Annotated in this window: 11 protein-coding genes; 3 read left to right on the plus strand and 8 right to left on the minus strand. The window is 67.6% G+C overall.

From position 1 onward, the window contains the following. Positions 1-66 precede the first annotated feature (66 nt). The 7 genes from GXW83_RS01355 to GXW83_RS01385 form a co-directional block, all read right to left on the minus strand. The gene (locus GXW83_RS01355) at positions 67-789 is read right to left on the minus strand and encodes a 2OG-Fe(II) oxygenase (RefSeq protein WP_182441044.1); all 723 of its coding nucleotides are present in this window, start codon (positions 787-789) and stop codon (positions 67-69) included. A gap of 87 nt (positions 790-876) precedes the next feature. After that, the gene (locus tag GXW83_RS01360; RefSeq protein ID WP_182441045.1) at positions 877-1,227 is read right to left on the minus strand and encodes an acyl carrier protein; all 351 of its coding nucleotides are present in this window, start codon (positions 1,225-1,227) and stop codon (positions 877-879) included. Beyond that, positions 1,217-2,527, minus strand: coding sequence for an AMP-binding protein (locus tag GXW83_RS01365; protein ID WP_182441046.1), 1,311 nt, complete (start codon positions 2,525-2,527; stop codon positions 1,217-1,219). The genes GXW83_RS01360 and GXW83_RS01365 overlap by 11 nt, the downstream gene beginning before the upstream one ends. Continuing rightward, positions 2,524-3,573 (minus strand): alpha/beta fold hydrolase, encoded by a 1,050-nt coding sequence (locus GXW83_RS01370; protein ID WP_182441047.1) that lies wholly within the window; start codon positions 3,571-3,573, stop codon positions 2,524-2,526. Before GXW83_RS01370 ends, GXW83_RS01365 begins: the two co-directional genes overlap by 4 nt. A 194-nt stretch (positions 3,574-3,767) precedes the next feature. Then, the gene (locus tag GXW83_RS01375) at positions 3,768-4,649 is read right to left on the minus strand and encodes a hypothetical protein (protein WP_182441048.1); all 882 of its coding nucleotides are present in this window, start codon (positions 4,647-4,649) and stop codon (positions 3,768-3,770) included. After that, positions 4,636-6,045, minus strand: a complete 1,410-nt coding sequence (locus tag GXW83_RS01380) for a B12-binding domain-containing radical SAM protein (RefSeq protein ID WP_182441049.1) — start codon at positions 6,043-6,045, stop codon at positions 4,636-4,638. The genes GXW83_RS01375 and GXW83_RS01380 overlap by 14 nt, the downstream gene beginning before the upstream one ends. 499 nt (positions 6,046-6,544) lie before the next feature. Further along, the gene (locus GXW83_RS01385) at positions 6,545-6,838 is read right to left on the minus strand and encodes a hypothetical protein (protein ID WP_182441050.1); all 294 of its coding nucleotides are present in this window, start codon (positions 6,836-6,838) and stop codon (positions 6,545-6,547) included. A 442-nt stretch (positions 6,839-7,280) separates the two neighbouring features. Between GXW83_RS01385 and GXW83_RS01390 the strand changes: the two genes are divergently transcribed. Both GXW83_RS01390 and GXW83_RS01395 read left to right on the plus strand, forming a co-directional pair. Then, positions 7,281-8,336, plus strand: coding sequence for a helix-turn-helix domain-containing protein (locus tag GXW83_RS01390; protein ID WP_182441051.1), 1,056 nt, complete (start codon positions 7,281-7,283; stop codon positions 8,334-8,336). Positions 8,337-8,497: 161 nt separating this feature from the next. Next, positions 8,498-9,175, plus strand: coding sequence for a bifunctional 2-polyprenyl-6-hydroxyphenol methylase/3-demethylubiquinol 3-O-methyltransferase UbiG (locus GXW83_RS01395; RefSeq protein ID WP_182441052.1), 678 nt, complete (start codon positions 8,498-8,500; stop codon positions 9,173-9,175). Between the two features lie 338 nt (positions 9,176-9,513). Here GXW83_RS01395 and gyrB read toward each other — a convergent pair whose 3' ends face one another. After that, the gene (gyrB, locus tag GXW83_RS01400) at positions 9,514-11,517 is read right to left on the minus strand and encodes a DNA topoisomerase (ATP-hydrolyzing) subunit B (protein WP_182441053.1); all 2,004 of its coding nucleotides are present in this window, start codon (positions 11,515-11,517) and stop codon (positions 9,514-9,516) included. 696 nt (positions 11,518-12,213) lie between these two features. Here gyrB and GXW83_RS01405 point away from each other — a divergent pair. Continuing rightward, entirely contained in the window at positions 12,214-14,295 is a 2,082-nt protein-coding gene (locus GXW83_RS01405; protein ID WP_182446965.1) for a type IIA DNA topoisomerase subunit B, read from the plus strand. Positions 14,296-14,332 lie beyond the last annotated feature (37 nt).

The following is a 14,332-nucleotide window of genomic DNA, read 5'->3' on the forward strand; positions in this document are numbered from 1 at the left end:
GCTCGATGATTCCGGTTCGGCCGGGGTCCGCCTTGGCGTTATGGACCGCCGGGCTTCCAGCTCGGCCTACGAGGCTTTCCTGGCCGACTCGCCCATCAATCGCAGGAGTGTTTCCCGGGCTTCCGTGCCGGTCGTCTCCGTGGTCTTCTTCGATATGAAGCCGGTCAGCGTGCACCTGGGTGCCTCCGCGGTGGAATCCACCCGGTTGATCTGGTGCGTCGTTCCGGCTTTCACGAGCACCAGCCGATTGGGTCTGGGAAGGATCGCGACGGGGCTGCCCGTGGACTGTCTGACCTGCTTCTCCATTTGCGCGATAAAACTCCCGGTGCCATCGGCCGACGCCGCAGGTTCCTCGTTCAGTACCATCAGCTCGCCGCCCCACGAGGCATTCCAGGTGTCATGCAGGAAAACGATGAACTCGCCCCTGCGGCCACCCCCGGCATCGTTGTGCCAGCTCAGCCTGCTTCCGGCGGGGTACCGCCAGAACGTGAAGCCGGCCTGGTCCCAGCCGTCCCCGCGGGTACCGAAGATCCCTGGCTCGGCCGCCACCGCCCTGAGGATCTTCTCGTACGCCTTCGGCCGGCCCGCGCTGTCCTCCTGGCCGAGGGCGTCACCCTTGAGATAGGTGCCTCGAGACCGGAAGGCCCTGCCGTCGGTTTCCGGGTGGATGACGCTCTGCACCTCCGAGAAGGTGGCGCGGGCCATCAGTGTGCGCATCTCCGTCAGCATCGCCTCGTCGAGAAAGTCATCGATGATGACGAACCGGTCTCCCCGGTGCGTGACCTGCATGATCTCGGTGTTCCCCTCCGTTGTGATCGCACGAATTGCGCGTGCCGTGCTTGCGCGTGTGCACAGAGCCGCGGTCCTGGCCGGTTCTCATTCCTGATCGAGCGGTTCTGCCGGGTTTGTCCCGGGAGTCGGGCACGACGCAAGCAGGAGCGCTTCGGCCCAGCTGGCCACGGTGCGGCGCCCGGCGTCGACCAGGACCTCTTCCGGCAGCTCGAGGCCGGTTTCCTCGCCGACCCGCAGCGCCAGCCTGATCCAGTCCAACGACCCCAGCCCGAGCTCCACCAGATCCCGGTTCCGGATACTGCCTTCGGTCCTGACCTCATCGAGAGGGAATGGCGCCGTGCCGAGTTCGCCCAGCATCTCCACTAGCAGTCCGGCGATCAGGGCGGCGAAGTCCGTGCCGGTATCCGCCCGACCGGCGGTCCCGTTATCGCCCATGGCGGGACTCCTTTCTTACGAGGGTGGTCAGTGCATCCCGGTCGAGTTTTCCCAGAATATTGCGCGGAAATCCACTGAACTGTAGGACCAGCGGTCTTGGAATCGAATCGGGCAGCTGCGAGAAGTAACTCTCCAGCGTGCGTTCGGCAATGGTGGACCGGGTCTCCACCACGGCATAGAGGTCCTCGATTTCTGGAGTCCCATCGCGTCCCAGAACCAGGATCTGAACGTCGGTGGCGCCGGATATCTCGCGCAACCCGCGGGTGAGCGGCTCCGGGTCGACGAACCGGCTGTTGAGCCGGACAGCCGAGCGGACGCGTTCGATGTGGTGGTAGATGCCGTCCGCGTCGCACTCGACGATGTCGCCGGTATGCCAGACGTCACTAGGGGTGCGGCCGAGGGTTCCCTCCACCGGTGCCGACATCTCCAGGACGAGTTCACCCCGTCCGCGTCCCACAGGCCTCCGGACCTGGATACCGGCGATCGGCCGGCCGATGCCCCGGGGCCCGAGAAACATTCCGCCGGTCTCGGTGGATCCGTAACCGCGGTGCAGTGGCCGGCGAAAGCGCTCCTGGAACGCCGCGTCCAGCGCGTCCGGCACGCCACCGGCCCCCACCAGCGCGCAACGCACGCTCTGGTCCCCGCTGCGCTTCACATCCAGCAGGAGCCTGGCGAGCGCCGGTGTCAGCACCACCACCGAGACCGCCCCCGAGTCCATCAGATTGGCCAGTGTCCGCAGCCTGCTGGTGGGCGTCGTGTCGATGTCGCAGCCTGTCAGGAGGGCGGCCATGACCAGGCCCCAGCCGTAGGAGTGGGTGATCGGCACCGGTACGGCGACCCGATCGGCCGGCACCAACTCCAGGTAGTCCCGGTAACCGGCGGCTTCGACGCGCACGCCGGCAATCCCGCGACGGGCCGTCTTGGGCTTTCCGGTGCTGCCTGAGGTCGGCATCAGCACGGCCGTCCGGCCCAGCCCGGGGACGACGGTGCGGTTCGTGGCCGGCGTGACGACCAGGTCCTGGTGCAGCCGACACACCCGCTGCAGGTCTTCAGGCAGATCCTGGATGCCTGGCGCGATCAGGGGAACGGCGTCGAGCAGCCAAACCGCCAGCATCGCTGTGATGGTGTCGGCCGCACTCAGATCGATCAGCAGAACGACATCGCCAGGTTGGACGCTCGCGTTCATGAGCCCTGCCCTGGCGAGCTGGATACGGCCCCGGCTGTCGATGATCGGCCGCCCGTCGACCCGGGAGCCGCGGGAGATGATCAGTGACGCCAGGGAACGGCGGTCTTCGCTCACCGCGGTTCCCCCCTGTCCAACGGCCCGTCTCCGCCGGCTGACAGCACGGTTACCTGCTCATCGAGCAGCTCGGGATCACCGGTTTCGCGGTACGACTGCAACAGCCTGCTCGTTTCCGGGCGGAACTCGACGGTGTGCAGGACTCCGTTGACCTCCACGCTGACGTCTCCCGGGGCGAACAGGTCACTGCGCAGGTGGAGGCGCACCTGCTGAGCCCCGCTCACCCGGATCCGGATCGCGTCCCCGGACATCCGCTCGGCGTGGACCTCCGCGATCGACTGGGGCACGAGCCGGTCCAGCTCGACCCAGTAGGCCCGGGCGTGACCGTGGTCCAGGGCACGGTGCCGGATCTCGGTCACCGCGCCTGACCGGTGCCGACCGGCCAGCCAGCCTGCCAGCTCGCGAAAACGCGGAGACTCCCCACGCTCCAGGTCGAGAGTCCCCAGAGCGTGCCGGCCGCCTGCGACTTCGCTGTACCGCAGCTCCCCGTGCCCGAGCTCCCGCAGACCTGCCACGGACTCCCGGTCGAATCTGGGCAGGATCTGCGTGTCCTCGGCACCGTGCACGACGAACAGGGGAAGCGGCAGCAGGTTCCGCAGCAGCGCGCGCTTTCTGAGATCCGTCCCGAACGCCTCCCACATCGACAGGGCCCCGTTGATCGGCACCGCGGCGCAGAAGCGCCCCCAGAACCGCATCGCCAGGTTCCAGGTGGCCAGCGCCCCCATCGAAACGCCAACAACCATGCAACGGTCCGGATGGACGTTCAGCGTCGTCCGTGCCCAGTACAGCGCGGCAAGCGGAAAGTCGTCGCCGTCGAGATCCCAGCACGGCGCGTCGAACCGGTTGCCGAACAACCCGGCCATGTCGAGGCGGTTGGACCGCTTCTCCACGGGCCGCGCCGTGGGGCAGAGCAGGGCGACGTTCAACAGCCGTGCGAGCGCCTGGAACCGCGGCAGCAGACTCGGGCCGCTGCCGCCGACGCCGTGCAGGAGTACCAGGGCGCCGAGCTGGCTGCTGTCCGTGCCGCTGGGGACGTACACCGCCATGTCGGTGGTCCTGCCAGTGACGTCCGTCAGGACCACGGTGCGGGTACCGGGCTCGGCCGTCGGGGACCCCTCACGGCTGCACAGCCGGCGTCTCAGCTCGGCCACGTCCAGGTTGGACCGACGGAACCGCCGCATCAGCTCGGCCGGGTCACCGTCGGCGCAGAGCGTGCGCAGCTCGTGCGGGCGTAGGTCGGTCAGCACGGCGTCACCCCGGTAGGACGGGGCGGGAGGCTCGCCGGGAAAGGCCCTGCGAAGTGCCGGGAACCCAGACAGATGGGTACCCGGTTCCTTCGGCGCACCTTGGCCTGCGACAGTTGGAGTGCGCCCAGGATGTCAGCGGCCAGGACCGGGAACTCCAGCGTGTCGGCGCCGTTCGCCCGTGCGGCCGGCCGGAGCAGGTCGACCAACGCCCTGAGCCCGTTGCCGTCTGTCCCGAGACTCACGCTCGACACCAGTCGGCTGCCGTCCAGCACCCAGTGGACACGCGTTGCTGACTCGTCCGCGGGAGACCCTTCGCCGTCGGACCGGTCGGCCCGGCCGAACAGATCCACGGTCGGTGCCGCCGAGCGCTCGTCGCGTGGCAGCATGATCTCTCCCCGGAACCTCGGCCGATCGGTACTGGTGGTCGGCTGGGACGTCTTGTCCTCCGCGTGGTCGTCCGACGGCAAGGGGAGACCGACGCGGTAGATCAGCGGCCGCCGAGGGCTCATGCCCAGGACTTCGGCGATGCCCGACTCCTGCATGCCTGGTTCGAACCACGCGGCGATCCCGAACAGGCCTTCCTGCTTGGCCGTGTCCCGCAGTGCGAACGCCAGTCGCAGCGCGGCAGTCGAGCCGCGCATGTCCTCGCTGACGTACACACCCTTGAGAAAGAGATAGGGGCCCCACCGCATGCTCCGGTGAACCGCGTACAGCCGCCCGTCCGAGTCGTTCAGCCCCACCCAGCGGAAGTCGTCCGTGGCGGCCAGCTCCTGCCGCAGGCGTGCCGACGTGAGGCCGAATCCGCCGGACAGCCGGTACACGTGCTCGGCATCCGCCGGTCCCAACTGGCGCACCACGCCATCAACACCGGGCACGGTTCTCCGTTCCACCATTCCGTACTTCCGCTATGGGCAGCATGCGACGCGTGAGCGCGACGAATTCCCGGCCCTCCTGGGGCGCCGGGGAGCCGCCGGGGGTGAGGGGGATCTTCAGCATCTTCCGACTGGAGGTCCGGCCGGCCATGAGATTGAGCATCCGGCCCGTGGTGAGGAAGCGGCTGTCCAGGTCACCGATGACCCACGAGAACAGGTCCGGGTCCAGTGGATGGAATGTCGGGTCCAGTATCTCGGCGTTCTCCAGGCCCAGTTGGCGGGCCAGCTCGGTCTCGGGCAGGACGCGGTAGCCGACATTCAGCGTCAGTTCCTCCGAGTCGAGGTTGTCGTTGATCCACTGGGCCGTGGCCCGGACGCTCTCCCGGGTCTCACCCGGGCCACCGAGCACCACACTGACCTTGAACTTGATGCCACGGGGCCGGCATCGTTCGATGAACCTCTCCACATGCCGGGTGTCGAAGCTCTTGCCGAGCGCCCGCATCACCCGGTCGTCCAGGCTGTCGGGTGAAATGATGACCGGGCCGACGTTGCTGACGGAGAGGAGGTCAGCGAACTCGTCATCGAACGGCTTGGGCGTGAAGTATGCGGACCAGGTCAGCCCTGACAGGTCTGCGGCAGTCACCGCGCGGACCACGTTCTTGGCGAAACTCAGTTCGCTGTTGAAGATACCGTCGGTGAAGAAGACATCCCGGATCCCGCTCCCGTAGGCGGTCCGCAGTTCTTCGACTATCGCCCCCGTCGGCTTGTGATCGCCGCCGTTGTCACCACTGATGTAGGCGTAGGGGCAGTAGACGCATCCCTGGTAGCAGGTCTTGCGCTTGGTCTCCACGCCGATCGAGCCGCCCCGGGAGGCATAGGCCGACAGCAGCCGCTCGGGGTGGTCCAGGCTGTTGGCGATGAATCCCGGATAGCGATCGCCGGACAGGTTCTGCCCGAACCCGAGGTACTTCCGGGGATCCGCGACGATCTCGAGCATGGACTGCTCGCCGGGCCCCACCACCCCGACGTCGAATCCGAGTCGGCTGATCAGCTCCGGCCCGAACAGGCTGTAGCCGGGGCCGCCGCCCACCAGCAGCGGACGACGGTGGCCCAGCGCCTCGCGGATCCGGGCGAGAAAGGTCTCGTAGTGTGTCACGTGCCCGTCGCAGGACAGGTCCACCGGATCGATGTTCCTGATGGTGAAGCCGATGACGTCCCATGGCTCTGCGGCCCATGACAGGTCCGTGGAGGCCGAGGGGTCCTCGATGAAATCGATCAGCCGTGTCCTGTGGTTCTCCCGCTCCAGCGCGTCCTGTATGCACCTGATCCCGATGGGGAAGATGGGATCGTTTCCGGGCATGGGGAGGCTGGCGAGATTGACGAGCAAAACGGCGGTCATGGCTTTCCTTCAGTGGAATCGCTGATCGGCGGATCCGGTTGGCGTCATACGGAACAGTGAATCCATGGGGCGGCAACCGTGGATGGCAGTCGGACCGCCGTAGCGGCACGAATCCTCGTCAAGGGCTGCTGCGACGCCTGGCTGGACAGCGGGTTCCAGACCCGGAGCGTGTTCCAGGAGCCGTGATCGGGCTCTGGACGGATCTGTAACCCTTGCCCTGTTGTGCGGAGGCGGCTCGCCGCCGCCCTGACTGCAGGAATTCGTAGCCGGGATGAGCTTGTGAACGTGCTGTGGCCTGATGCCGACCCCTTGCCGTTCCTGAGCGTTGCGCCAGCCGACTCGGGGCCGGCTATCAGGCCACAGTGCCCGGCGACTCCTTCAGGGATCAGGAGATCACGCGGACGTACTGCTGATGACGCAGAATCCTACTGAGACTCGCGGACTGCCGCAGGACGGAATATCCGTCCGGTCGGCAGGCCGACGAATGCCCGGATGCTGTTTAGAGCGGGTCGCAGGACGGCGCGGCGACACGGTACAGGAACTCCGCGTCAACGAGGTTGAAGAGCGCCTCGCACGCACCGTCGAAACGCTTGGCATCGGCCAGCATGAGGCTGTCCATGCCCTCCTTGTCGAACGACAGGCCAGCCGCCTCCATGGTTCCACGCGGGTCGACCGAGAGGTTCTTGGCGAACTCCTCGTCGTAGGTGAGCCGGCCGACGATCGCGTCGATCGTCATGGCCGCCCGCATTGCGGACTCAGCCTGGGTCCGCGTGAGCTCAAGGATTTGAGCCATGTCCGAACACCTCCTTTGGTTTGAGTAATTCCGAGGAGAAGCTAATGAGCGGACGGGAAGGCTGTCAACGGCGGTCGCGTCGGAAAGAGGGAATATGCACAAGCAGCGGTGCTTCATGTATGGGGCAGCGCGGGAACAGGTCGGGAACGCCTGCAAGCAGGATCCGAGGTATTCCGCAACTCGAAATGGAACCCGCACCCCGGGCCCGGCCGTCCTGGTCACTTAGGCCACCGCGCGGACGCACTGACCGTCCGTCGGAGTTCTCCGCGACACGACCTGGGACGGCGAGGCAGTTCTCGGTAGCAACCAGTGAGCCATGCGGTAGGTGGGTGCGGAACCTTTGCCCGCAGGAGCATGAGGCACCCCTGTCGCCCAGCCGGCGCTCATCCGGTTCACGGAGCTCGGCCACGCTCGGATGCCGCGGATGGAAAGGGCAGGTCAGATGTTCGAGGAAGCTCAGAGGCCGATCCACACGGTGCCGGTCGGATCCCTGCTCCCGGCGGACTCGCCCCGCGTGGAGGGGCTGAACGAGGATCACGTGAAGATTCTGGCCGACAGCGGGACCGAGTTCGAACCGATCCTCGTGCACCGGGAGGAGGGACGCGTGGTCGACGGGATGCACCGGCTCCAGGCCACGATCCTGCGCGGTGAGCACGACATCGCGGTGCGATACGTCGACGGGTCATCGGCCGATCTGTTCATCCGCTCGGTCCAGGCCAACGTCAACCACGGCCTGCCGCTGACTCTCAGGGACCGCAAAACCGCGGTCGTACGCATCCTGACCACCCATCCGCACTGGTCGGACCGCGCCATCGCCACGGCGGCCGGGGTGTCGCCGAAGACCGTCGGTGCGGCCCGAGGGAGGCTTTCGACTGAGGAATCTCCTCACTCGAATCCGTCGGTCGCGCGCCTGGGCAAGGACGGTCGGGTGCGTCCGGTCGACATACGGGAACGGCGCGAGAAGGCACTCGGCCTGCTGGCGGAGCAGCCCAAGGCGTCCCTGCGCGAAGTGTCCGAGGCGGCCGGTGTCTCCATCAGCACCGCGCACCGACTGCGGCAGGAGCTGCGGTCCCGTCCCACCGCGCCCACCCCTGGGGGGCAGCGACCGGCCCCGGTGAACATCCGCGTGCGGGAGGACTCCGCGTGGCCGTCCGGGCTCGTCATCTCCGGATCCCGAAGGGAGCCCGGACTGACCACGGTTCCGCACCCGGACGACTCCTCGTCGGGGGAGGTCGCCCGTACCCGCATCAAGGCCCTGGACACCCTCGCCAACGACCCATCGATCCGCTTCACGGACAGTGGTCGCACCCTGCTGCGCTGGCTCAACAGCCAGGCCCGGGGGCTCGCGGCCGCCGAGCAACTGTTCGCGCAAGTGCCGCCGCACTGCGTCGGCATGCTCGCTGAAGTAGTGGGTCACTATGCCAGGCACTGGGAGCAGCTTGCTGTCGAGATGCAGCAGAGCGAACGCGGGGACGAATCCTGGCGAGAAGCCCGGTGACACCTCCGGTCTTCGGAGGGATTGCTCGCTGATATCCGTATTCAGAGGGCCATCGGACGATCCCTCGCCGGATTGCCTTCGCCCTCTGCCGACTCCGGGCGTGTCACACACGAGCGGGATCAGGGTTGATGGCGCATGCTCTCTCCTACACAATCGCTCTCGTGACTGATGACCCCATAGGCACCGGACCTGGTGCGATAACGAATGACGGATGCGCGGTCGAGTTCTACGGATTGCTGCCGACAGTCGGCGAGCCGGAGATTGTGCATGCAGCCGTGCCGCCCGGCGCTTCGATTCTCGAACTCGGCTGCGGCACAGGTCGAATTCTGCGGCCACTCGCGGCCTGGGGGCACCCGGTGACCGGAGTCGACCACTCCTCGGATATGCTCGCCAAAAGTCCGGACCTGGAGACGGTGTGCTCACCGATCCAGTCGTTGCGACTGAACCGCTCGTTCGACGTGGTGCTCCTGGCCAGCCAGATGATCAATTCTGATCCGGTCACCCGTCAGGATTTCCTCGCCACCGTTCGGCACCATCTGCGCGACGGTGGAATCGCTGTCTTCCAGCAGAGTCCACCGACCTGGTTCGAGAAACTCGAGCATGCGGAGCCGGTTGTGGAGACGGCGGGTATACGGCGCACCATACGCCTAGCCCGCTGGGAACCTCCGCGCATGCGCGCCGAGGTCGAATACCAGGTCGGCGAGAACACCTGGTCCCATGCCTGGAGCAGCTACATGCTCACCGACGAGGCGCTGGTCGGCGATCTCGCCGCGGCAGGCCTGCGGTTCGGTGAGTGGCTCAGGGACAACCGGGCGTGGTTCACGGCTCATCCCGCCTGAACGTAAGGGGATGCCTCCCCCAATGACCATCGCGTCGGCCATGGCGGCCGACGCGATGGTCATTGCTGCGTGCCCCGGTAGGCCCGACCGGTCTGCCCCGTCCCCAACTGGGGAAGAAGAAGGGCTCCGGCTGAACCCGAAGGTGACCACCATGATCGCGGGGATCGGCGCCGACGCGTGACCTCCGGTCCCCGCCGCCCGCAGTCCCCGGACCCTCACCAGCATCCACACCGCCCCACGTGGGCCGGGCGGTTGATCCCCGCCCTGGCCCTCGGGTGCTTCGGTCGTGCGGAAAGTGCACTCCGTGAATCCGACCGTACCGACCTGAAGCGCGGAGGCTAGACGTCCAGGAACCGGACGTCCTTGGCATTGCGCTGGATGAAGGAGCGGCGGGCCTCGACGTCCTCGCCCATCAGGATCGAGAACAGGTCGTCGGCGCGGGCGGCGTCCTCCAGGGTGACCTGGGAGAGCAGCCGGTGGTCCCGGTCCATGGTGGTCACCCGGAGCTCCTCGGCGTTCATCTCGCCGAGACCCTTGAACCGCTGGATCGCGTCGTCCTTGGGGAGCTTGCGCCCTGCCGTGCGGCCGGCCGCGAGGGCCGCTTCCTTCTCACGGTCGGAGTAGACGTACTCGATGTCGTCCCGGGCCCACTTGATCTTGTACAGCGGCGGGCGGGCCAGGAAGACATGGCCGGCCTCGATCAGCGGCCGCATGAACCGGAACAGCAGGGTCAGCAGCAGGGTGGAGATGTGCTGACCGTCCACATCGGCGTCGGCCATCAAGATGATCTTGTGATAGCGAAGCTTCTGCAGGTCGAAGTCGTCATGCACACCGGTACCGAAGGCCGAGATCAGCGCCTGCACCTCGGCGTTCTGAAGGACCTTGTCGATCCGGGCCTTCTCCACGTTGAGGATCTTGCCGCGGATCGGCAGAATCGCCTGGACCCGCGGGTCCCGGCCTTGCTTGGCCGAGCCGCCGGCCGAGTCACCCTCGACGATGAAGATCTCGCACTCGGACGGGTCCTTCGACTGGCAGTCGGCCAACTTCCCCGGCAGAGCCGCGGATTCGAGCAGGCCCTTGCGGCGGGTCAGGTCGCGCACCTTGCGCGCGGCGACGCGGGCGGTGGCGGCGGTGAGCGACTTGCGGACGATGTCCGCCGCCTCCACCGGGTTGCGGTCCAGCCAGTCCCCGAAGTGCTCGGTCACGATGCGTTGCAGGAACGCCCGCGCCTCGGTGTTGCCGAGCTTCGTCTTGGTCTGGCCCTCGAACTGCGGCTCGCCCAGCTTCACCGAGATGATCGCGGTCAGACCCTCGCGGATGTCCTCGCCGGTAAGATTGTCGTCCTTCTCCCGCAGCAGCTTCTTGTCGCGCGCGTAGCGGTTGACCAGGCCCGTCAGCGCGGCGCGGAAGCCCTCCTCATGGGTGCCGCCTTCATGGGTGTGGATCGTGTTCGCGAAGGAGTAGATGCCCTCGTTGTAGGAGGCGTTCCACTGCATTGCGACCTCCACGGAGATCGCCTTCTCCTTGTCCTCCGCCTCGAAGTCGACGACCGAGGGGTGAACGACCTCGCCCTTGCGGGAGTTCAGGTAGGTCACGAAGTCGGAGATGCCACCCGCGTAGCAGTACCGGACCGCATTCGGCCGCCCCTCGTCGTCGGTGTGGTCCGGACGCTCGTCGGTCAGCGAGATGGTCAGTCCCTTGTTCAGGAAGGCCATTTCCTGGAACCGCCGGGAGAGCGTGTCGAAAGAGTAGTCCGTCGTCTCGAAGATTTCCGGATCGGCCCAGAACGTGATCGTGGTACCGGTCTCGCCGGCCTCCTCGTGCCTGGCCAGTGGCGCCACCGGCACGCTGGCCTTGTACTCCTGCGACCAGCGGAAGCCGCCGGTCTTGATCTCGACTGTGAGGCGTGTGGAGAGCGCGTTGACGACCGAGAGCCCGACCCCGTGCAGGCCGCCGGAGACGGCATACCCGCCGCCGCCGAACTTGCCGCCCGCGTGCAGCACGGTCAGCACGACCTCGACCGCGGGCTTGCCCTGGCCGGGGACGATGTCGGCCGGGATGCCCCGGCCGTTGTCGATGACACGGACCGCGCCGTCGGCCAGGATGGTGACGTCGATGGTGTCGCAGACACCCGCAAGGGCCTCATCGACGGAGTTGTCGACGATCTCCTGCACCAGGTGGTGCAGGCCACGCGCGCCGGTCGAGCCGATGTACATGCCAGGGCGCTTGCGGACGGCCTCAAGTCCCTCCAGTACCTGAATGGCGCCGCCGTCGTACGCGGGCGCGGACGCCGTCTCCGCACCCTCGGCTTCGGACGGGGCGGGGTGGTCGGTCTCAGTCACGGTGCACCCTTTCTGGCACAACGCGGCCCCGCCCCCGTCTCACTGCGGCGGGGCGTTCACGCCATGTTGCAGCGGGCGTTGACGCGTCGTGTGGTGTCTGTCGGCTCGGGATCCTGGCTCTGGCCGACCCGCGTCCGGCGGGCCATCCATCCTGAGCCGTGATGCGGTTGAGCATACATTGGATCGTGCCTGCGAGTATGGCAAAAAGGTACCTGGAAGATCCCAGAAGCCACGAACTACCTACTCGACACATCCCCCTACGTGATGGGCCTGTCAGGTCCACCATGGGCCCTTCAGGGGCTTTTTCGCCCGTCCGCCGCCGGCGGACGGAAAAGGTGACCCGCGCGCAGCGCTGGAAGGCCCCGCGCAGGCCCTCGGTGGGGGGTCTGCGGCGATCTCACCCCCTGGCGAACGGGAGACGTCCTGGCCAGGGGTGCACCAGCCGCGCACGGCCCCTGTGGCCGTTCCGGCTGTCCGCCATATCCCGCCTGGACCAGGTGAACACCTGTACTGTGCGCGCATTCCGACAAGGAGCGGCAGCACCGGCCGGCATGAGCAGGCATCAGCTGACCCACCGGTGAGCCTTCCCCCACCCGCGCCCCCAGCCGCGCAACGCAGACCCGCAGTACCAAGCCCGCAGCCCTCAGCCCGAGTTCCGAGGAGAACCGCGTGATCACCCCCTCTAGTCGCCCGCTCATGCTTCCGGCGGAGGACCACTCGGACTACACCGCGAAACATCTCCTTGTCCTTGAAGGCATGGAGGCGGTCCGCAAGCGCCCCGGCATGTACATCGGCTCCACCGACAGCCGGGGCCTGACGCACTGCCTGTGGGAGATCATCGACAACGCCGTGGACGAGGCCCTGGCCCGCGCCTGCCACCGGATCGAAGTCGTCCTCGGCGCGGACGCCTCCTTCGAGGTCCGTGACAACGGCCGCGGCATCCCGGTGGACATCGAGCCCAAGTCCGGGCTGTCCGGCGTTGAGATCGCCTACACCAAGCTGCACGCGGGCGGAAAGTTCGGCGGTGGCTCCTACGCCGCCTCCGGCGGTCTGCACGGCGTCGGCGCTTCCGTGGTCAACGCCCTGTCCGCCCGCCTCGACGTGGAGGTCGACCGGCACGGTGCCACCCACGCCATCAGCTTTCGCCGCGGCATCGCCGGAACCTTCGACGGCGACGGGCCCGATGCTCCGTTCCGGGCTGCCGCCGGCATGACCACCGGGGGAAGGGTGCCCAAGCACAGGACCGGTACCCGCATCCGCTACTGGGCGGACCGGCAGATCTTCCTGAAGGACGCCCGGCTCTCGCTGGAGAACCTGCACGCGCGGGCCCGGCAGACGGCGTTCCTGGTGCCGGGGCTGACCATCGTGGTCCGTGACGAGCGCGGCGTCGACGGCGCCGCCGCCGACGAGCAGACCTTCCGCTTCGACGGCGGCATCGCCGAGTTCTGCGACTACCTCGCGCCCGACAAGGCCGTCTGCGACACCCTGCGGCTGTCGGGCACCGGCAGCTTCAAGGAGACCGTGCCGGTCCTGGACGAGCTCGGCCACATGACCCCGACCGAGGTCACCCGGGAACTCGGGGTCGACATCGCGCTGCGCTGGGGCACCGGCTACGACACCACCCTGCGCTCCTTCGTCAACATCATCGCCACCCCCAAAGGCGGCACCCACGTCTCCGGCTTCGAGCGCTCGCTGACCAAGACCCTCGGCGAGGCGCTGCGCACCGCCAAACTGCTGCGCGTCGCCGAGGACGACATCACCAAGGACGACGCCACCGAGGGCCTGACCGCCGTGGTCACCGTCCGCCTGGCCGAGCCGCAGTTCGAAGGCCAGACCAAGGAGGTCCTGGGCACCTCCGCCGCCACCAGGATCGTCTCGGCCGTCGTCGCCCGCGAGCTCAAGGCCTTCCTCACCTCGACCAAGCGCGACGACAAGGCCCAGGCCCGCGCGGTCATGGACAAGGTCGTCGCCGCCGCCCGCACCCGGGTCGCCGCCCGCCAGCACAAGGAGGCCCAGCGCCGCAAGACCGCGCTGGAGACCAGCTCGCTGCCGGCCAAGCTCGCCGACTGCCGCAGCGACGACGTCGACCGCAGCGAACTGTTCATCGTCGAGGGCGACTCGGCCCTGGGCACCGCCAAAGTCGCCCGCAACTCCGAGTTCCAGGCGCTGCTGCCGATCCGCGGCAAGATCCTCAACGTCCAGAAGGCCTCCGTCTCGGACATGCTGAAGAACGCCGAGTGCGCCGCGATCATCCAGGTCATAGGAGCCGGCTCGGGCTGCACCTTCGACATCGACCAGGCCCGCTACGGCCGCATCGTGCTGCTGGCCGACGCCGACGTCGACGGCGCGCACATCCGGATCCTGCTGCTCACCCTGTTCCAGCGCTACATGCGGCCCATGGTCGAGGCCGGTCGGGTGTTCTCGGCCGTGCCGCCACTGCACCGGATCGAGCTCACCAACCCCCGCAAGGGCCAGGAGAAGTACCTCTACACCTACTCGGACAGCGAACTGCGCAACACGCTGCTGGAACTCCAGCGCAAGGGCCAGCGCTGGAAGGAGCCGGTGCAGCGCTACAAGGGCCTGGGCGAGATGGACGCCGACCAGCTCGCGGAGACCACCCTGGACCCCCGGCACCGCACCCTGCGCCGGATCAACATGGGCGACCTGGAGGCTGCCGAGCGCGTCTTCGACCTGCTGATGGGCAACGACGTGGCACCCCGCAAGGAGTTCATCGTCGACTCCGCCGCCCTGCTGGACCGCTCCCGCATCGACATCTGAGCGGGAGGTGCCGCCGCAGTCGACGTCGACCACAGCT

This window comes from Streptacidiphilus sp. PB12-B1b (genome assembly GCF_014084125.1).
GTDB lineage: Bacteria > Actinomycetota > Actinomycetes > Streptomycetales > Streptomycetaceae > Streptacidiphilus.

Bases quoted from the DNA above. Each gene is read 5' to 3' on its own strand.
- GXW83_RS01355 (WP_182441044.1), bottom strand. From the start codon at position 789: ATGCAGGTCACGCACCGGGGAGACCGGTTCGTCATCATCGATGACTTT.
- GXW83_RS01360 (WP_182441045.1), bottom strand. From the start codon at position 1,227: ATGGGCGATAACGGGACCGCCGGTCGGGCGGATACCGGCACGGACTTC.
- GXW83_RS01370 (WP_182441047.1), bottom strand. From the start codon at position 3,573: ATGGCGGTGTACGTCCCCAGCGGCACGGACAGCAGCCAGCTCGGCGCC.
- GXW83_RS01380 (WP_182441049.1), bottom strand. From the start codon at position 6,045: ATGACCGCCGTTTTGCTCGTCAATCTCGCCAGCCTCCCCATGCCCGGA.
- GXW83_RS01385 (WP_182441050.1), bottom strand. From the start codon at position 6,838: ATGGCTCAAATCCTTGAGCTCACGCGGACCCAGGCTGAGTCCGCAATG.
- GXW83_RS01390 (WP_182441051.1), top strand. From the start codon at position 7,281: ATGTTCGAGGAAGCTCAGAGGCCGATCCACACGGTGCCGGTCGGATCC.
- GXW83_RS01405 (WP_182446965.1), top strand. From the start codon at position 12,214: ATGCTTCCGGCGGAGGACCACTCGGACTACACCGCGAAACATCTCCTT.